14 protein-coding genes are annotated in these 18,263 nt (G+C 60.6%); 4 read left to right on the top strand and 10 right to left on the bottom strand.

Annotated elements, in window-relative coordinates; all coding sequences use genetic code 11:
* Nucleotides 1-95 precede the first annotated feature (95 nt).
* Complete coding sequence (gene fadD2 / locus OU997_RS01890; RefSeq protein WP_267808686.1) at nt 96-1,784, top strand: long-chain-fatty-acid--CoA ligase FadD2; 1,689 nt, start codon at nt 96-98, stop codon at nt 1,782-1,784.
* A gap of 384 nt (nt 1,785-2,168) precedes the next feature.
* Entirely contained in the window at nt 2,169-3,857 is a 1,689-nt protein-coding gene (fadD1, locus tag OU997_RS01885; protein WP_267808684.1) for a long-chain-fatty-acid--CoA ligase FadD1, read from the top strand.
* Nucleotides 3,858-4,159: 302 nt separating this feature from the next.
* Here the strand turns inward: fadD1 and OU997_RS01880 are convergent, their stop codons facing one another.
* The 4 genes from OU997_RS01880 to OU997_RS01865 form a co-directional block, all read right to left on the bottom strand.
* Nucleotides 4,160-4,531, bottom strand: a complete 372-nt coding sequence (locus OU997_RS01880; RefSeq protein WP_108487712.1) for a hypothetical protein — start codon at nt 4,529-4,531, stop codon at nt 4,160-4,162.
* A 2-nt stretch (nt 4,532-4,533) separates the two neighbouring features.
* A complete protein-coding gene (locus OU997_RS01875) occupies nt 4,534-5,340 on the bottom strand; it encodes a putative RNA methyltransferase (RefSeq protein ID WP_108487621.1) in 807 nt (268 codons plus the stop codon).
* A complete protein-coding gene (dapE, locus tag OU997_RS01870; RefSeq protein WP_108487623.1) occupies nt 5,337-6,491 on the bottom strand; it encodes a succinyl-diaminopimelate desuccinylase in 1,155 nt (384 codons plus the stop codon). Before dapE ends, OU997_RS01875 begins: the two co-directional genes overlap by 4 nt.
* A gap of 129 nt (nt 6,492-6,620) precedes the next feature.
* The gene (locus tag OU997_RS01865; RefSeq protein WP_267808683.1) at nt 6,621-9,215 is read right to left on the bottom strand and encodes a glycosyltransferase; all 2,595 of its coding nucleotides are present in this window, start codon (nt 9,213-9,215) and stop codon (nt 6,621-6,623) included.
* A 252-nt stretch (nt 9,216-9,467) separates the two neighbouring features.
* Between OU997_RS01865 and tcdA the strand changes: the two genes are divergently transcribed.
* A complete protein-coding gene (tcdA, locus tag OU997_RS01860) occupies nt 9,468-10,289 on the top strand; it encodes a tRNA cyclic N6-threonylcarbamoyladenosine(37) synthase TcdA (RefSeq protein WP_108487627.1) in 822 nt (273 codons plus the stop codon).
* 151 nt (nt 10,290-10,440) lie between these two features.
* Nucleotides 10,441-11,181, top strand: coding sequence for a substrate-binding periplasmic protein (locus OU997_RS01855; protein WP_267808682.1), 741 nt, complete (start codon nt 10,441-10,443; stop codon nt 11,179-11,181).
* Here OU997_RS01855 and OU997_RS01850 read toward each other — a convergent pair.
* The 6 genes from OU997_RS01850 to OU997_RS01825 all read right to left on the bottom strand — a co-directional run bounded on the left by OU997_RS01850 (nt 11,156) and on the right by OU997_RS01825 (nt 18,246).
* Nucleotides 11,156-11,575, bottom strand: coding sequence for a SufE family protein (locus OU997_RS01850; protein ID WP_267808681.1), 420 nt, complete (start codon nt 11,573-11,575; stop codon nt 11,156-11,158). The genes OU997_RS01855 and OU997_RS01850 overlap by 26 nt on opposite strands.
* Nucleotides 11,572-12,777 carry an aminotransferase class V-fold PLP-dependent enzyme gene (locus OU997_RS01845; protein WP_267808680.1) on the bottom strand — a complete coding sequence of 402 codons (1,206 nt, stop codon included), beginning with the start codon at nt 12,775-12,777 and terminating at the stop codon, nt 11,572-11,574. Before OU997_RS01845 ends, OU997_RS01850 begins: the two co-directional genes overlap by 4 nt.
* Before the next feature lie 77 nt (nt 12,778-12,854).
* Complete coding sequence (gene dapD, locus OU997_RS01840; protein ID WP_108487633.1) at nt 12,855-13,889, bottom strand: 2,3,4,5-tetrahydropyridine-2,6-dicarboxylate N-succinyltransferase; 1,035 nt, start codon at nt 13,887-13,889, stop codon at nt 12,855-12,857.
* A gap of 39 nt (nt 13,890-13,928) precedes the next feature.
* Nucleotides 13,929-14,276 carry an ArsC family reductase gene (locus OU997_RS01835; protein WP_108487635.1) on the bottom strand — a complete coding sequence of 116 codons (348 nt, stop codon included), beginning with the start codon at nt 14,274-14,276 and terminating at the stop codon, nt 13,929-13,931.
* Nucleotides 14,276-15,472, bottom strand: a complete 1,197-nt coding sequence (gene dapC / locus OU997_RS01830; RefSeq protein WP_267808679.1) for a succinyldiaminopimelate transaminase — start codon at nt 15,470-15,472, stop codon at nt 14,276-14,278. The genes OU997_RS01835 and dapC overlap by 1 nt, the downstream gene beginning before the upstream one ends.
* A gap of 71 nt (nt 15,473-15,543) precedes the next feature.
* Nucleotides 15,544-18,246, bottom strand: coding sequence for a [protein-PII] uridylyltransferase (locus tag OU997_RS01825; RefSeq protein ID WP_108487639.1), 2,703 nt, complete (start codon nt 18,244-18,246; stop codon nt 15,544-15,546).
* Nucleotides 18,247-18,263: the final 17 nt, after the last annotated feature.

Here is an 18,263-nt window from a genome sequence, read left to right as displayed (position 1 = left end):
GCTGCTCGGCTATTTGCCTGTATGGCGTTAACTGTTAAGTTCCAGCCAACTCCGCAGCGCGGATCAGACCATCTCAGGGCAAGAGGACAAAAATAATGCAGCCTGATTTCTGGAGCGACAAGCGCCCGGCCGGCGTACCCAATGACATCGACCTGGGGGCTTACAAGTCGGTGATCGAGGTGTTTGAGCGCTCGTGCAAGAAATTCGCCGACCGGCCCGCCTTCAGCAACCTGGGCGTGACCCTGACTTATGCTGAGCTGGATCGGCTTTCGGCGGCCTTTGCCGCTTACCTGCAGAAACATACTGACTTGCAGCCAGGTGACCGCATCGCCGTGCAGATGCCCAACGTGCTGCAGTACCCGATTGCCGTGTTCGGCGCGATGCGCGCCGGGCTGATTGTGGTCAACACCAATCCGCTGTACACCGCCCGCGAGATGCGCCATCAGTTCAAGGATGCCGGTGTGCGTGCGCTGGTGTACCTGAACATGTTCGGCAAGCTGGTGCAGGATGTGCTGCCGGACACCGAGATCGATTACCTGATCGAAGCCAAGATGGGTGACCTGCTGCCGAGCCTCAAGGGTTGGCTGGTCAACACCGTGGTGAAGAAGGTCAAGAAGATGGTTCCGGATTACCACCTGCCGCAGGCGGTGGCGTTCAAGGATGCACTCAAGCAGGGCCAGGGCCATGCGCTCAAACCGGTCAAGGTCGGTCATGCCGATGTTGCCGTGCTGCAATACACCGGCGGCACCACCGGGGTGGCCAAGGGCGCGATGCTGACCCACGGCAACCTGGTGGCCAACATGCTGCAGGTCGATGCCTGCCTGTCGCAGTTGGGCAGCGATGGCACCCCGCTGATGAAGCAGGGCCAGGAAATCATGATCGCGCCGCTGCCGCTGTACCATATCTATGCCTTCACCGCGAACTGCATGTGCATGATGGTCAACGGCAACCATAACGTGCTGATCACCAACCCGCGCGACATTCCAGGCTTCGTTAAGGAGCTGGGCAAGTGGCAGTTCTCTGCACTGCTGGGTCTCAACACGCTGTTTGTCGCGTTGATGGATAACCCTGAATTCAAGAACCTGGATTTCTCCAAACTCAAGGTCACCAATTCCGGGGGCACCGCCCTGGTCAAGGCCACGGCCGAGCGCTGGCAGGCAATGACCGGTTGCACCGTGGTCGAAGGCTACGGTCTGACCGAAACCAGCCCGGTGGCCAGCACCAATCCTTATGGCGACAAAGCGCGCTTGGGCACGGTGGGCATTCCGGTGCCGGGCACGGCGTTCAAGGTGATTGATGATGACGGTATCGAGCAGCCGTTGGGCGAGCGTGGCGAGCTGTGCATCAAGGGCTCGCAGGTGATGAAGGGCTACTGGAATCGTGACGAAGCCACGGCCGAAGTGCTGGACGCCGAGGGCTGGTTCAAGACCGGTGATGTGGCGGTGATCGATCCGGATGGTTTCGTACGTATCGTCGACCGCAAGAAGGACATGATCATCGTCTCGGGCTTTAACGTGTACCCCAACGAGATCGAAGATGTGGTCATGGCCCACCCGAAAGTCGCCAGTTGCGCGGCCATCGGCGTGCCGGATGAGAAGTCTGGGGAAACGGTCAAGTTGTTCGTGGTGGCCCGCGACAGCAGCCTCAATGCTGAGGAGCTGAAGGCCTACTGCAAGGAAAACTTCACCGGCTACAAGGTGCCCAAGCAGATTGTCTTCCGTGACTCGCTGCCGATGACCCCGGTTGGCAAGATTCTCCGCCGTGAGTTGCGCGACATCGCTTGATCGCTTCAACGCAGTGACTGTTTCAGCGCATACCGCAGTGACAACGGCGGGTGCGCTGAAATCCCTTCTATCACTGCGCAACGGCTATAGTCCGCCGGTTTCAGCGAAATTATAGAAATGACTGATTGTTGATTGTTGGTCACTTTTGTGACTGCTGCGGCGCTTATTGGTGCTAGTCGCTGTTTGGCAAAGCTGCTACTCTCGGGCGGCTTTTTTGTGATCCGCCATCCATAGTGACCTGTCTTTCTGGGCTGTCGCTGTGCGACGTCAGAAGTTGCTTGCGGCAATTTTTGGCTGTTCAAGTCGCAAGAAATCACGCGAACCTACAATAAACAACCGTCTACGCGCGGTGAAGATCAAGCTGTTGCTGAGGAGTGGGCTTCCATGACCGAAAACTTTTGGAAGGATAAGTATCCCGTTGGGATTGCTGCCGAAATCAATCCTGACCAGTACCCGAACATTCAAGCGGTACTGAAAGAGTCCTGCCAACGCTTCGCCGACAAGCCTGCTTTCAGCAACATGGGTAAAACCATTACCTACGGTGAGCTGTACGAGTTGTCCGGCAACTTTGCCGCTTACTTGCAGCAGAACACCAATCTGCAGCCCGGCGACCGGATCGCCGTGCAACTGCCCAACGTGTTGCAGTACCCGGTTGTGGTTTTCGGTGCCCTGCGTGCCGGACTGGTGGTGGTCAACACCAACCCGCTGTACACCGCGCGGGAAATGGAACACCAATTCAACGATTCCGGTGCCAAGGCTCTGGTCAGTCTGGCCAACATGGCCCATCTGGCTGAGCAGGTACTGCCGAAAACCGGGATCAAGACGGTCATCATCACCGAAGTCGGTGACATGCTGCCGCCGCTCAAGCGCCTGCTGGTCAACAGCGTGGTCAAGCGTGTGAAAAAGATGGTGCCGGCTTATAACCTGCCGCAAGCCGTTAAATTCACTGCGGCCATGGCCAAAGGCCGTGGCCAGGCACCCAAGGATGCAGCGCCGAGCAATGGCGATATCGCCGTGCTGCAATACACCGGTGGCACCACCGGCGTGGCCAAGGGCGCGATGCTCACCCACCGCAACCTGATCGCCAACATGCTCCAGGTCAAGGCGCTGATGGGCTCGGAAATGAGCGAAGGCAGTGAAGTGTTGATCGCGCCATTGCCGCTGTATCACATCTACGCCTTCACCTTCCATTGCATGGCGATGATGCTGATTGGCGGGCACAACGTGCTGATCACCAACCCGCGTGATCTGCCAGCCATGACCAAGGACCTGGCCAAGTACAAATTCACCGGTTTTGTCGGTCTCAACACCCTGTTTGTTGCCCTGTGCAACAACGAGGACTTCCGCAAGCTGGACTTCTCGACCCTCAAGGCCACCTTCTCTGGTGGTATGGCGCTACAACTGGCGACTGCCGAGCGTTGGAAGCAGGTGACTGGTTGCTCGATCTGCGAAGGCTTCGGCATGACCGAAACCAGCCCAGTGGCCTCGGTTAACCCGTTCAGCAATATCCAGATCGGCACCATCGGTATTCCGGTTCCATCGACCGTGTGCAAGGTGATCGACGATGAAGGCGTCGAGCAGCCGCTGGGTTCGATTGGTGAGTTGTGCGTCAAAGGTCCGCAGGTGATGAAGGGCTACTGGCAGCGCCAGGAAGCCACCGACGAAATCCTCGACGCCGAAGGCTGGTTGAAGACCGGCGATATCGCGGTGATCCAGGAAGACGGTTACATGCGTATCGTCGACCGCAAGAAGGACATGATTCTGGTGTCAGGCTTCAACGTCTACCCGAACGAGCTGGAAGACGTGCTGGCCACCCTGCCAGGCGTACTGCAGTGCGCGGCCATCGGTGTGCCGGATGAGAAATCGGGTGAGGCGATCAAGATCTTTGTGGTGGTCAAACCGGGTGAAACCCTGACCAAAGAGCAGGTCATGGAGCACATGCGGGCCAACGTCACTGGCTACAAAGTGCCGAAAGCTGTGGAGTTCCGCGACGTGCTGCCGACCACCAACGTTGGCAAAATCCTGCGCCGCGAACTGCGTGACGAAGAGCTGAAGAAACTGGGCAAGAAGTAAACGCCCGGTTAAACAAAACCCCGCTTAGGCGGGGTTTTTTGTATTCGTCTGTAAAGCGGCTGTTGAAAACGTAGCGAGCGATGGCTAGGCAAGGCGGAAGTAGCCGAAAAGCGAAGCGTACGTCTGTACATGAACATTGGATTCGCTGCGCTCACCTCTTCGGGTCGTGCTAAAGCACGTTCAGCCTTTGGCTGTGAGGCTGCTTTACTCGCATCGCTCGTCCTTCGGATCAGCCTTCGGCTGGTACTCCGGTTGGTCGTTGCAACGCAGAATAGCCGAGCGCAGTAGTTTTCAGCGGTCGGTTAGCCGGTGCGCCAGGTGATCTCTTCCACCCCATCGGCGCTGATGCGCATCCAGCGGTCGGCCTGCTCGTCGCTTTCTTCTTCCTGCCAGCCGCCGGGTGCACAGCGCACTTCGACATTCAGCGCGGCGAAGGCGGCCTGAGCGCAAGCCAGGTCGTCGGCCCAGGGCGTGGCATCGCTTTCCAGGAACAGGCTGTGCCATTTGCCGACGGCCTTGGGCAGCCAGGTGACGGGAACTTCACCGGCCATGCACTTGAAGGTCTGGCCTTTCTGCTGCCAGGGTGTGCAGCTGCCCAGCGCTTGGCTCAGCCACTCGCCGATGGCGGTGTGGTCGGCGTCTTTCAGGTAAATCTCGATATCCGGTTGGCGCATGGTCATAGTCTCTCGATCCAGTCGTAGCGGATGGCGACAGTCACGTCGCAGGGTTCGGCGATCACCGCTGCGCGGCGTTCGGCACTGGCGCGCCAGCCGTGTGGGGTCATGGCCAGCAGGTCGGCGCGGGCTTCGCTGCTTTGCAGGTGCAGATTAAAGGTCAGGGTTTCGCTGTGGGCCAGGCGCATGCCGTCGGGGATCAGCTCCAGGTGCTTCTGATCATCGTAGTCACGCACTTCGTCATATAGCTTCTGGCGCAATTCCATCAGGTGTTCGCTGGTTGGGCCCATGCGCAGCAGGCCGCCACCGGGGGGCAGCAGGCGCTTGGCTTCCAGCCAATCGAGCGGGCTGAAGACGCTGGCCAGCAGTTGGCAGCTGGCGTCCGCCAACGGTACACGGGCCATGCTTGCCACCAGCCAGGTCAGCTGCGGCGCACGTTTGCAGGCGCGCTTGACCGCCTCGCGGGAGATGTCCAGGGCGTAGCCGTCGGCTTGCGGCAGGGCATCGGCGATCTGCGCGGTGTAGTAACCCTCGCCGCAACCGATATCCAGCCAGCGCGCCGGGTTATAACCGGCCGCCAGTTCGGCCAGGCGCTTGGCCAGCGGTGCGTAATGACCGCCGTCGAGAAAGCGCCGCCGCGCTTCGACCATGGCGAGGTTGTCGCCCGGGTCGCGGCTGTTCTTGTGTTGTACTGGCAACAGGTTCAGGTAACCCTGGCGTGCGCGGTCAAAGCGGTGGTTGGCCTGGCAGGCGACGCCGTTGTCGAGCGTCTGCAGGGGGGCCTGGCAGATGGGGCAGATCAGGCTCATGCGAGCAGATTGACCAGGGTCTGGTAGTAAATTTCGGTCAGCACATCCAGATCGCTGGCCAGTACGCGCTCGTCGACCTGGTGGATGGTGGCGTTGACCGGGCCGAGTTCGACCACCTGGGTGCCGAGGGTCGCGATAAAACGCCCGTCCGAGGTACCGCCGCTAGTAGATGGTTTGGTATCGCGGCCGGTGATGGCCTTGATGCTGGCCGCTACGGCGTCGAGCAGCGCACCCGGCTCAGTGAGGAAGGGCAGGCCGGAGAGGGCCCAGTCCAGTTCAAAATCCAGGCCGTGTTTGTTGAGAATGGCCTGAGTACGCTGCTGCAGGCCTTCAACCGTCGATTCAGTCGAGAAGCGGAAGTTGAAGATGGCCTTCAGCTCACCCGGAATCACGTTGGTCGCGCCGGTGCCTGCGTTGAGGTTGGAAATCTGGAAGCTGGTCGGCGGGAAGAAGGCGTTGCCGTCATCCCAATGCTCGGCGGCCAATTCGGCCAGGGCCGGCGCGGCCAGATGAATCGGGTTGCGCGCCAGGTGCGGGTAGGCCACGTGGCCCTGCTTGCCGCGTACGGTCAGGGTGCAGCCGAGCGAGCCGCGGCGGCCGTTTTTCACCACGTCGCCAACCAGGGAGGTGCTCGATGGTTCGCCGACGATGCACCAATCCAGGCGCTCGTTACGTTCGCGCAGGCGTTCAACCACCGCCTTGGTGCCGTGGTGCGCCGGGCCTTCTTCGTCGCTGGTGATCAGAAAGGCGATACGGCCTTTGTGATCCGGGTATTCGGCGACAAAGCGTTCAACGGCGATGATCATCGACGCCAGGCTGCCTTTCATGTCTGCCGCGCCACGGCCGCAGAGCATGCCGTTCTCATCGATCAGCGCATCGAACGGCTGGTGCTGCCACTTCTGCACTGGGCCGGTGGGGACCACATCGGTGTGTCCGGCAAAGCACAAGACCGGGCCGTTGTCGTTGCCGTGGCTGGCCCAGAAGTTGTCCACGTCCTCGATCCGCATCGGTTCGATGGTGAAACCGCAGGCGGCAAGGCGGCGCGTCATCTGTTCCTGGCAGCCCTCATCAAGCGGCGTGACGGACGGACGACGAATCAGCTCACAGGCAAGCTCCAGCGTCGGGGAAAGGGGCGTGGCGTGGGTGGTCATTGCGGCTCCGGGGCGGCTTCAGGCACAAAGGCCGCCATCTTAATGCAAAACGGCGGCCCGAGGCCGCCGTTTCGACAGGTTGACGCGCAGTGTTGATTGGCTCGCCATCCTGAGTGAACAGATCGTTCGTCAGGCGTCAGCGATTTGCACCACCTCGTCTTGCGCCGGCTTCGGCAGGGACGACAGCAGGGCCATGATCAGGGCTGCCAGGTACGGTAGCGACTGCACCACCAGCATGGCCACCCAGAACTTCACGTCGGCGCTGGGAAGGCCCTGGACGATGCCGATGCCGATGGCCGCGCCCCACAGCAGCAACATGATAAATACCTCTTCGCGGGCCTCAGCCAGGGCCACCATGATGCCGTGGTTGCTGGCCATTTTCGGTGTGCGGAAGAACGGGATGGTTTTGGTGAAGGTCCCGTAGAGCACGGCTTTGGCTATCGTGTGCGACAGCGCCAGGCCCGCCAGCGCCGCCTGGAAGGAACGCACCAGATCAACGCCCATGGCCTTGCGGTAGAGGAACAGAATCTTGCCCAGCTTGAAGAAGAACAGCGCCAACGGCGGGATGGCGAAGATCATCAGCGGCGGGTCAACCCGCTGCGGCACGATGATCATCGCCGCCGACCAGAGCAGGGCGCCGGCGGTGAAGAAGATATTCAGGCCATCGGCGATCCACGGTAGCCAACCCGCGACGAAGTGATAGCGCTGGCCACTCTTCAGCTCGGAACCTTTGCCGAGGAACAGGCTGCGTGCATGGCCTTTCATGATCTGGATCGCGCCATAGGCCCAGCGGAAGCGCTGTTTCTTGTAGTCGATAAAGGTATCGGGCATCAGGCCACGGCCAAAGCTTTCGTGGGCATAGGCGGCGCTGTAACCCTTCTCGAACACGCGCAGCCCCAGCTCGGCATCTTCACAAATGGTCCAGTCGGCCCATTTCAGCTCGTCCATCACGCTGCGGCGGATCATGGTCATAGTGCCGTGCTGGATGATCGCATCACGGTCGTTGCGGGTCACCATGCCGATATGGAAGAACCCTTTGTACTCGGCATAGCAGAGTTTCTTGAAGGCGCTTTCATTGCCGTCACGGTAGTCCTGCGGGGACTGCACCACGGCAATTTTCGGGTCGCTGAAATGCGGCACCATGTACTTCAGCCAGTTGCGGTCGACGCAGTAGTCGGAGTCGATCACCGCCACCACTTCGGCATCCGGACAGGTGTGCGGCAGGATGTAGTTCAGGGCGCCCCCCTTGAAGCCATGCAATGGCGCCACGTGGAAAAAGCGAAACCGCGGGCCGAGTTGCTCGCAATAGGCTTGCACCGGTTCCCAAACGGCCGGGTCTTTGGTGTTGTTGTCGATGATGATGACTTCGTAGTCCGGGTAATCCAGTGCGGCCAGGGCATCGAGGGTCTGTTTGACCATCTCAGGCGGCTCGTTGTAGCAAGGCACATGGATCGACACCTTGGGCCGATAGGCTGTATCGCTGTCCACGGGTTGAAAGCGGCGACGGCGCGTGCGCGTCCAGGCCGTTTCGGCCAGTTCATGCGCTTCGGTGAGCAGCACGATAAATACGCCGAAGGCGCCGAAGCCCAGCAGCAGGCCGACCAGGGTGCTGAACCAGGTGCTGTACTGCTGGCTGTAGTCGTAGCCGATCCACACCAGAGCAGAGCCGCCGGCGAAGGCGACAAAGGTCAGGAACGTGCGGCCACGCTGGCGCAATGCGCTGCCGTCAATCAGCATGATGGCCAGGCTCAGCAGGGCCAGGACGACGGAGGCAATGGCCAGCAAGCGCCACTGTGGGATGGCTACCACCGGGCCTTCGAAGGCAAATTTGGGTTGGCGGTCAAGGTTGTACACGCCCCAGTAGGCCCCTACAGAACCTTCTTCGCTGGCTTTCCAGGGTTGATCAAAAGCTTCGATGACGAAGTAGTTGTAACCCTTGGCGTTCAATGTGTTGACCAGGGTGCGCAGGTAAATTGCCTGGTCAGCCTGGGATGCATCAGCGCCGCCGCGCATGCGGCCGTTACTGGGCCAGCCGACTTCGGAGAGCAGCAGGGGCTTCTTCGGGAAGAGCTTTTTCAGATCTTTGGCGCGCTCAAGGACGAACTCGGTCGAGTCTTCCATGGGCACGAATTCCCAGTAGGGCAGCACGTGTGCGGCAATCAGGTCGACATGCTGAGCCAGTTCCGGATGATCCTGCCAGATGTGCCACTGTTCGGAGGTGGTCACTGGGACTTTTACGGCGCTGCGCACACGGTCAATGTAGGCAATCAGGTTCTTGGGCGTCACTTCGGTACGGAATAGCGCTTCGTTGCCGACGACGACACGCACGACGCTGCGCGACGTGTTGGCAATTTCGATGGCTTTGGCGATTTCCCGCTCGTTGCGTTCCAAGTCCGGGCTGATCCAGATACCCAGGGTTACCCGCAGGCCAAACTCTTCGGCCAGATAGGGAATCCTGCTCAGGGCGCCATCGACCGAATAGGTGCGAATGTTGTCCGTCTGGGTGGTCAGCAGTTCCAGGTCGGCGCGCATCTCTGCTTCGCTCGGATAGGTATCCTGCTGAGGGTTTTGCCCCGCACGGAAAGGGGAAAAGGAGAAGCCGGAAATCTGTTCCGGCCAGTCAGGGGCAGTTACCGGGCGGTTATAAAGTGCCCAGATACCGGTGAACAAGGCGGCAATCGCCAGGAACACGACCAGGTTCAATCCAAACTTACGCGAAGGCATAGTGAGCGGGTCCAGCGAAGAGGCAGTAGAAAAGCGACAGGCGTCGGGTGGCGCATGCTACGCCGCCGTCACAGGGCTGTATAGCCCGGCCGGCGGGCATAATGATGGGATTGCGACGCTGTGAAGAGGTTCATTGTCGGGCTGTTTGGCCACTGCTGTTCATCGGTTGCTGCAAGCTCATGCGACAGAGTGCTTGGGTGCCGCCTGCCGGCTCCCTATAATGCGCGCCGCCTGTGCTGTTGAGAGATACGAATGCCTGTGGATGAACAACGCTTTGCCGGAATAGCCCGCTTGTATGGCCACGAGGGTGCCGAGCGCCTGGCGGCTGCGCATGTGGCAGTAGTAGGCATTGGCGGTGTGGGTTCCTGGGCGGCCGAGGCTCTGGCTCGCTCCGGGGTGGGCGAGATTTCTCTGTTTGATCTCGATGATGTGTGCATCAGTAATAGCAATCGTCAGGCACACGCGCTGGACAGCACGGTTGGCCAGCCCAAGGTTGATGTGATGGCTGCGCGTATCCGGTCGATCAATCCGGCCTGCGTGGTGCACGCAGTGGCGGATTTTGTCACCCGTGAAACCATGGCCGAGTACATCACCGAGCAACTTGATGCGGTGATCGACTGCATTGACAGCGTCAACGCCAAGGCCGCACTGATTTCCTGGTGCAAGCGGCGCAAGATCCAGGTCATCACCACCGGTGGTGCCGGCGGTCAGATTGACCCGACACAAATTCAGGTCGGCGACCTGAACAAAACCTGGAATGACCCGCTGGCTTCCAAGGTGCGCTCGACCTTGCGTCGCGATTACGGGTTTTCCCGTACGCCGGGGCGCAATTACAGCGTACCGTGCGTGTTTTCCAGCGAACAGCTGCGCTATCCCAAGCCGGATGGCACGGTCTGTCAGTACAAGGCATTTGTTGGTGATGGCGTGCGCTTGGATTGTGCCGGTGGTTTTGGCGCTGTAATGATGGTCACAGCAACCTTCGGTATGGTGGCAGCGGCACGCATCGTTGATAAGCTGGTCGCCGGTACACGGCGACCCTCTGAGCGCAGCTCGGTGGTCGATGCTCGGGGTTAGGTATCAACGCTGACCGATTCCGGTCTATATACAGCAGGGATAAGCTGGTAATGCTCTATTGAGGTGTGTTGTGTTGTCCCTGTCGCGTCTTGTCCTGCTGGTTTTTCCGCGATGTCTGTTGGCCTGTGCGCTCTTGTTGTCAGCGTTAAGCGTGACTGCAGATCCTCTGGTACGTATTGGCACGGGTGATTGGGCGCCTTACGTCGATCAGCAGCGCAGTGATGGCGGGGCCTTGTCGCGCCTGATACGCGGTATTTTCGAAGCTGCCGGTTATCAGGTCGAATTGGTCTACTACCCCTGGGATCGTAATTTGCTGATGCTCGAGCAAGGCAATCTTGATGCGGTGATGCCCTATATCTGCAATAAGAATCGCCAGCGATTCAGTCAGTGCAGCGATGCTGTTGCCCATGGCGAGGTGGTGCTGTTCCAGCGAGCTGACCAGCAACTTAATTGGCAGCGTTTTGAGGACCTGGAAAAATTTCGCATAGCCACCACCCTGGGCTACTCCTATGGCTCGAAGTTTGATGCAGCGCTTGATGCCGGGCGCTTACAGGTGCAGCAGAGTGGCAAGGAAGACACGGGATTCCGGCTGCTCAGCCTGGGGCGAGTGGACTTTCATCCGCAGGATCGGGCCGTCGGCTATGCCATGCTGCAGCGCCTTTTCTCGGCCGAGGAACGGGCCTTGATCAAGCACAATCCCCGTATTTTGCATGCTGAGCCGCTGCACGTATTGTTCCGTAAGGACGATGCACGGGCACAACGTCTGCTTGAGGTGTTCAATGCAGGACTGCGCCGCTTGGTGGCCAATGGTGAATTGGCATCCTTACAACGCGCACTGAATGCAGGGAATGCTGATCAGTGGCAGTTCACCCTAGAGTCTTCAGTGCAATGAGCTGTTGCATGCGTGCGAGTACGGCTTGTAGGCCGTTACTGCGTGAGGGGGAAAGGTGGCGGGCCAGGCCGAGCTGAGTAAACCAGTCGGCTGGATCCAGTTGCCTCAGTTCGCTTGGCGGCAGACCGTTGACTCTGGCCAATAGCAGCGCGAGCAGGCCACGCAACAGGCGTGCATCGCTGCTGGCGCGAAATTGCCAATGGGCCCCCTGCGTGTCGACCAGCAACCACACCTGGCTTTCACAGCCGCTGACCCGATTGGCTTCGCAGCGTTCTGCTTCGGTCAGGGGCAGCAATCGTTCGCCCCATTGCATCAGCAGGCGCGCACGCTGTTCCCAGCCTGGACAATTGGTGAAGGCGTGTAGGGCGGCTTGAGCGTTCTCCGGTAAGGTCATTGCAACAGTTCCAGGGTCTGATCCAGTGCACTGAAAAAGCGCTGCAAGTCGCCCGCATCGTTATACAAACCCAGCGATACACGAATCGCCCCGCTCAAGCCGAGGCCCTGCAGCAGCGGCATGGCGCAGTGATGGCCGGCGCGCACGGCGATGCCCTGTTCGGTCAGCAGGTGGGCAAGGTCGGCCGGGTGTACGCCCTCGACCACAAAGCTGGCCAGGGCGACAGTCGGCGTGCCGAGCAGGCGCAGGCCTTGGCGCTGCTGCAGCCCCGTGATCAGCTCGCCATGCAGCGCCGCTTCGTGGGCGCTGACGGCGCTAGCGTCGAGGCTGCTCAGGTAATCCAGGCTGGCACCCAGGGCGATCACCGACGCAATCGGTGGCGTACCAGCCTCAAAGCCTAATGGCGCAGGGCGGAAACGGGCGTTGTGGTAGTCGGTGTCCTGCAGCATTTCGCCACCAAACTGCCAGTGCGACAGCTGTTCCAGCGCTTGCGGGCGGCCATAGAGCAGGCCGACACCGTCCGGGCCGTAAAGCTTGTGGCTGGAGCAGACATAGAAATCGCAGCCGAGTGCCTGAACATCCTGACGGCCATGCACCACGCCTTGGCTGCCATCGACCACGGTCAGCGCACCTTGCGCCTGCGCCAAGGTCATGAGCGGCCTTAGCGGTTGCCAGCTACCCAGCACGTTGGACAGTTGACTGATCGCCAGCAGGCGGGTGCGCGGCCCGATCAGTTGCGCGGCTTGGGCTAGATCAATCAAGCCATGCGGGTCCAGCGGCAGCACCACCAGTTTTAGCTGACGACGCTGCGCCAGTTGTTGCCACGGCAGCAGGTTGGCGTGGTGTTCCAGCGCGCTGATGACGATTTCGTCACCCGCAATGAAACGATGCTCCAGGCCATAGGCCAGAAGATTGAACGCTTCGGTGGCGCTGCGGGTGAAGAGGATCTGCTGTGCGTCGGCGGCGTTGAGCCAGCGCGCGACTTTCTCCCGCGTGGCTTCAAAGGCACGGGTGGCACGTTCGCCCGGCACATGCTGGGCGCGGTGCACGTTCGCGGCGCCGCCGGCGTAATAGCCGAGCAGGGCATCGAGCATGGTCTGGGGCTTTTGCGCGGTGGCGGCGCTGTCCAGATAGGTCTGGCCTTCGGCCGCAAGGGCCAGAATACCGGGGAAGTCAGCGCGCCATGGGGAATCAAGAGCCATAAGCTTCAAGCGGCAAGCTGCAAGTCTGGGCTGCGGCTATCGCTTGCAGCGTGTGGCTTGCAGCTTGCTGCGGCCTCTTAGTTGTGCGCGTGCAGGGCTTCGTTCAACTCAATGGCCGACTTGTGGGTTTTGCACTCCACCGCGCCGGTTTGCGAGTTGCGACGGAACAGCAGGTCTGGCTGACCCGCCAAGTCGCGGGCCTTGAGCACCTTGACCAGTTGATTGTCGGCATCGAGCAGCGCGACCTTGGTACCGGCGGTGATGTACAGGCCGGATTCCACGGTGTTGCGGTCGCCTAATGGAATGCCGATGCCAGCGTTAGCGCCGATCAGGCAGCCTTCGCCCACGGAAATGACGATATTGCCGCCGCCGGACAGGGTGCCCATGGTCGAACAGCCGCCGCCCAGGTCTGAACCTTTACCAACAAACACGCCTGCCGACACACGGCCTTCGATCATGCCGGGGCCGGCGGTACCGGCGTTGAAGTTAACGAACCCTTCGTGCATCACGGTGGTGCCTTCGCCCACGTAGGCACCCAGACGAATACGCGCGCTGTCAGCGATACGCACGCCGCTCGGCACCACGTAGTCGGTCATTTTCGGGAACTTGTCGACCGAGAACACTTCCAGCAGTTCGCCTTTGAGGCGCGCTTCCAGTTGGCGCTCAGCCAGCTCGGCCAAATCGACTGCACCCTGGCTGGTCCAGGCCACGTTCGGCAGCAGCGGGAAAATACCGGTGAGGTTGAGGCCATGCGGCTTCACCAAACGGTGCGACAGCAGGTGCAGTTTCAGGTACGCCTCAGGGGTGCTGGTCAGTGCGGCGTCTTCGGCCAGCAGGGTGACCACCAGCGGCTTTTGGCTTTCGGCCAGGCGGGTCAGCAGGGCGGCTTGAGCGCTGTCGGTGTGTTTGAGCACTTCGGCCAGATCACCGGCCTGATTGGTGGTGATGGCGATGGCCTGGTTGCCGCCCTGGTAGCCGAGTTTTTCCACCACTTTGGCGACCAGCTCGCTGGCCGGGTTGAGCAGTGGCTGTGCGTAAAAGACTTCCAGCCAGGTGCCCTGACGGTTTTGAGTGCCAACGCCAAAGGCCAGGCTGAATAATGCTGTGCTCATGCTGTTTTCCTTACCGCAAATTCGTGTGGGCCGGCTGGTTCAAGCCAGTTCGGCGGCATAACGGTCGGCTTTGAAGCCAACCAGGGTCTTGTTGCCGAGATCCAGCACCGGGCGTTTGATCATCGACGGTTGGGCGAGCATCAGTTCGATCGCCTTGTGCTGGTCGAGGTTGCTTTTCTGCGCCTCGTCCAGCTTGCGGAAGGTGGTGCCAGCGCGGTTCAGGACGGTTTCCCAACCATGCTCATTGCACCACTTTTCCAGGTTGCCACGGTCGATGCCGCAGGCTTTGTAATCATGAAAGGCGTAGCTTACCCCGTGCTCGTCGAGCCAGGTGCGGGCTTTTTTCATGGTGTCGCAGGCTTTGATGCCAAACAGGGTCTTGCTCATCAGCGGCTCTTTACAAAATCACGGATACGTTCAGCGGCCGCCACGCACTCGGCCAGAGGTGCGACCAGCGCCATGCGCACACGGCCAGCCCCCGGGTTGTGGCCGTCTACCGCGCGCGACAGGTACGAGCCGGGCACTACGGTGACATGCTCACGGGCAAACAGCTCGCGGGTAAATGTTTCATCGTCTATCGGGGTTTTCGCCCACAGGTAAAAACCACCGTCCGGGCGCTGTACATCCAGCACGCCTTGCAGAATCGCCAGCACCGCGTCGAACTTCTCGCGGTACAGGTCGCGGTTGGCTTTGACATGGGCTTCATCGTTCCAAGCGGCCACACTGGCCAGCTGGGTTTGTACCGGCATGGCGCAGCCGTGGTAGGTACGGTACAGCAGAAAAGATTTCAGAATGTCGGCGTCGCCGGCGACGAAGCCCGAACGCAGCCCCGGCAGGTTGGAGCGCTTGGACAGGCTGTGGAATACCACGCAGCGTTTGAAGTCGTGGCGGCCCAGTTCGCCGCAGGCGGTCAGCAGGCCGGCTGGTGGATTGGCTTCATCGAAATACAGTTCGCTGTAGCACTCGTCGGCGGCGATCACGAAGTCGAATTGATCGGCCAGGGCGATCAGCTTTTTCAGCGTTGCCAGCGGAATCAGTGCGCCGGTCGGGTTGCCGGGCGAGCAGAGAAAGAGGATTTGGCAGCGTTGCCAGACATCGTCGCTGACCGCATCGAAATCCGGGTTGAAGCCATGTTCTTCCAAGCACGGCAGGTAGTGCGGCTGTGCGCCCGCGAGAAAGGCCGCGCCTTCGTAGATCTGATAGAACGGGTTGGGGCTGACCACCAATCCGCCCGCATCACGTTTGACTACGGCCTGGGTAAAGGCGAACAGTGCCTCGCGGGTGCCGTTGACCGGCAGCACATGGCGCGCCGGGTCGAGCACGCCGGCCGGCAGGCCGAAGCGGCGACCACACCAGTTGGCGATGGCTTCGCGCAGCGCCGGGATACCCAGGGTGGTCGGGTAGACCGCCAGCTGGTCGAGGTTGGCGCTCAGTGCTTCGGCAACAAAATCCGGGGAGCGGTGTTTTGGCTCACCAATCGACAGGGCGATCGGGCTTTTACCGGCGGCCACCTGTACGCTGCCGAGCAGGGCGCGAAGCTTTTCGAACGGGTAGGGCTGCAGCTGGTTTAACGCGTCATTCATGGTGTCTTCCTGAGGTCTCCAGGCGCCTGGCGGCATCGCGGCCGGGCAGCTCAAAGCGTAAGGGCGAAGGGTTAGATGCTGATGCGAGTCGGTTCGACCTGCAGGCTGGTGGTGTCAGACAGTTGCGCCACCATGGTTTCCTGCAGCCGCATGCACAGTTCCGGGTCGGCCAGTGGCTGGTTGTGCGCGTCGGTGACGAAGAACACGTCTTCCACGCGCTCGCCTAATGTGGCGATCTTGGCATTCTGCAGCGACAGGTCGAAGTCGAGGAAAATCCGTCCGATGCGGGCCAGTAGGCCGGGGCGATCCGGTGCGGTGACCTCAAGGATGGTCACCGGGCGGTGCGCATCGTTATGGATAGTCACCTGCGGGGCGAAGGCAAAGTGCTTGAGCTGACGCGGCACGCGGCGTTGGATGATGCTCGGGTACTCGTCTGGGTTCTTCAGGGCATCAATCAACCCCTGGCGAATTTCCTTGATGCGCGCCGGGTTGTCGCCGATTGAGCCGCCTTCGCCTTCGAGCACAATGTAGGTGTCGAGGGTGAACTGGCTGGTGGAGGTGAGAATCCGTGCGTCGTGGATGTTCAGGTTGAGCTGAGCCATGGCGGCCACGGTCACGGCGAAGAAGTCATGCTGGTCGGGGGCATAGATGAAGATCTGTGTGCCGCCTTCGAACTCGCGCTGGGTGGTTTCCTTAATCAGCACCAGTGGGTCGCCATCGGCTGGGTGTTGCAGGATGGCCTCACTGTGCCAGACCACATCGGCTGCGGTATGGCGCAGGAAATAGTCATCGCCCAGTTGCGCCCAAAGCTGTTCGGCATCGTCGGCATCGGTGCCGCCACGTACCAGAATGTCCAGGGCCGCGCTCTGCGTCAGGCGGATCTGCTCTTCGCGATCCAGCGGGTTTTCCAGGCCACGGCGCAGCGCGCGCTTGGTTTCGGTGTAGAGCTGGCGCAGCAGGCTGGCACGCCAGGAATTCCACAGGCTGGGGTTGGTGGCGTTGATGTCGGCCACGGTCAGCACGTAGAGGTAATCCAACCGCGTCTGATCGCCTACCAGGCGGGCGAAATCGAAGATGACTTGCGGGTCGGAGAGGTCCTTGCGCTGCGCGGTGGTGGACATCACCAGATGGTGCTGCACCAGCCAGACGATCAGTTTGGAGTCCCAGTTGGGCAACTGATGGCGTACGCAGAACGCTTCCGCGTCCACTGCGCCCAGCTCCGAATGGTCACCGCCACGGCCTTTGCCGATGTCGTGGTAAAGCCCGGCCATATAGATCAGTTCGGGTTTAGGCAGTTTGTCGATCAGCTTGCTGGCCAAGGGGAATTTTTCCGCCAGCTCAGGCCACTTGAATTTGCGCAGGTGTTTAATCAGGTTGAGGGTGTGCGCATCGACGGTATAGATGTGGAACAGGTCATGCTGCATCTGCCCGACAATATGGCCGAACTCGGGCAGGTACAGGCCGAGGATGCCGTATCGGTTCATTCGGCGCAGGTTACGATGGATGCCCTGGGGGCTTTTGAACAGCTCGACAAACAGGCTGGTGTTGCGAATATCGCGGCGGAAATCATCGTCGATCAGGTGGCGGTGTTCGCGCAGCAGACGAATGCTGTTGGCGCACACGCCTTTGATATCCGGGTGCTGAGCCATCAGCACGAAGATTTCCATGATGGCGAACGGCGTGCGCTTGAACACGTTGGGGTGCGCAACTTCGATATAGCCATCACGCAGCAGGAAGCGGCTGTTGAGCGGCGTGGCCTGACCGACTTCACCGGCATGCAGAATCTGTTCTTCGAAGTGCTGCACTATCAGGTCGCTGAGTTCAGCGATTGCCATGACTACGCGGTAGTACTTCTGCATAAAGCGTTCAATGGCGCGCTTGCTGTCGCTGTCTTCGAAGCCCAGCAGGGTCGCCACCTTGCTCTGGTGGTCGAACAGCAGGCGGTCTTCGGCGCGGCCGGCGAGCATGTGCAGGGCGTAGCGCACCTTCCAGAGAAACTCCTGGCTGGAGGCGAGCAGGGCGTATTCGCTTTCCAATAGGAAGCCCTGGCCGACCATGGCGTGCAGGTTCAGCGTGCCGAAATGCCGGCGCGCGACCCAGAGGATGGTCTGAATGTCGCGCAGGCCGCCGGGGGAGCCTTTGACGTTGGGCTCCAGGTTGTATTCGGTGTCGTTGTATTTGCTGTGTCGGGCGCGTTTCTCGCTGTGTTTGGCTAGAAAGAAGTCCTTGCTCGGCCACATCTGTTCGGTGCTGGTGACGGCCTGCATGCGCATGCGCAGACGCTCGGGGCCAGCAATGGTGCGGCTTTCCATCAGGTTGGTGATCACCGTCAGGTCGGCGCGGGCTTCGCTGGCGCACTCATCGACGCTGCGCACGCTTTGCCCGACTTCCAGTCCGATGTCCCAGAGCAGGGTGAGAAACTGCTCGATCGGTTCACGGAAGGTTTCGTGGTCGGCGTTGTCCAGCAGGATCAGCAGGTCGATGTCCGAGTAGGGGTGCAGTTCGCCGCGACCATAACCGCCAACTGCCAGTAAGGCGATGTCGGCGTCTTCACTCCAGGGCAGACGATCCCATGCCTCGCGCAGGATCTGGTCGACAAACCAGGCGCGATCTTCCACCAGGCGGCGTACATCGCGACCGGTCCGGAAGCGTCCGTCGAGCACTTCGCGGGCATGGCGGATGGCCTTCTTAAAGGCGGCGATGGGGCTGGCCTTGAGAGCCAGCTCCGCCTGGAACTGGCCGCGGTCGAACAGCTCGGGATCTACCTGCGGCATGACTGCTTTCCTTCTAT

Source organism: Pseudomonas sp. SL4(2022), from assembly GCF_026625725.1.
In the GTDB taxonomy this organism is placed as follows: Bacteria; Pseudomonadota; Gammaproteobacteria; order Pseudomonadales; family Pseudomonadaceae; genus Aquipseudomonas.
This window is presented reverse-complemented; position numbering and strand designations above follow the sequence as displayed.

Coding starts and splice junctions, on each gene's coding strand:
- fadD2 (WP_267808686.1), top strand. CDS start 96: ATGCAGCCTGATTTCTGGAGCGACAAGCGCCCGGCCGGCGTACCCAAT.
- fadD1 (WP_267808684.1), top strand. CDS start 2,169: ATGACCGAAAACTTTTGGAAGGATAAGTATCCCGTTGGGATTGCTGCC.
- OU997_RS01880 (WP_108487712.1), bottom strand. CDS start 4,531: ATGCGCCAACCGGATATCGAGATTTACCTGAAAGACGCCGACCACACC.
- OU997_RS01875 (WP_108487621.1), bottom strand. CDS start 5,340: ATGAGCCTGATCTGCCCCATCTGCCAGGCCCCCCTGCAGACGCTCGAC.
- dapE (WP_108487623.1), bottom strand. CDS start 6,491: ATGACCACCCACGCCACGCCCCTTTCCCCGACGCTGGAGCTTGCCTGT.
- OU997_RS01865 (WP_267808683.1), bottom strand. CDS start 9,215: ATGCCTTCGCGTAAGTTTGGATTGAACCTGGTCGTGTTCCTGGCGATT.
- tcdA (WP_108487627.1), top strand. CDS start 9,468: ATGCCTGTGGATGAACAACGCTTTGCCGGAATAGCCCGCTTGTATGGC.
- OU997_RS01850 (WP_267808681.1), bottom strand. CDS start 11,575: ATGACCTTACCGGAGAACGCTCAAGCCGCCCTACACGCCTTCACCAAT.
- OU997_RS01845 (WP_267808680.1), bottom strand. CDS start 12,777: ATGGCTCTTGATTCCCCATGGCGCGCTGACTTCCCCGGTATTCTGGCC.
- dapD (WP_108487633.1), bottom strand. CDS start 13,889: ATGAGCACAGCATTATTCAGCCTGGCCTTTGGCGTTGGCACTCAAAAC.
- OU997_RS01835 (WP_108487635.1), bottom strand. CDS start 14,276: ATGAGCAAGACCCTGTTTGGCATCAAAGCCTGCGACACCATGAAAAAA.
- dapC (WP_267808679.1), bottom strand. CDS start 15,472: ATGAATGACGCGTTAAACCAGCTGCAGCCCTACCCGTTCGAAAAGCTT.
- OU997_RS01825 (WP_108487639.1), bottom strand. CDS start 18,246: ATGCCGCAGGTAGATCCCGAGCTGTTCGACCGCGGCCAGTTCCAGGCG.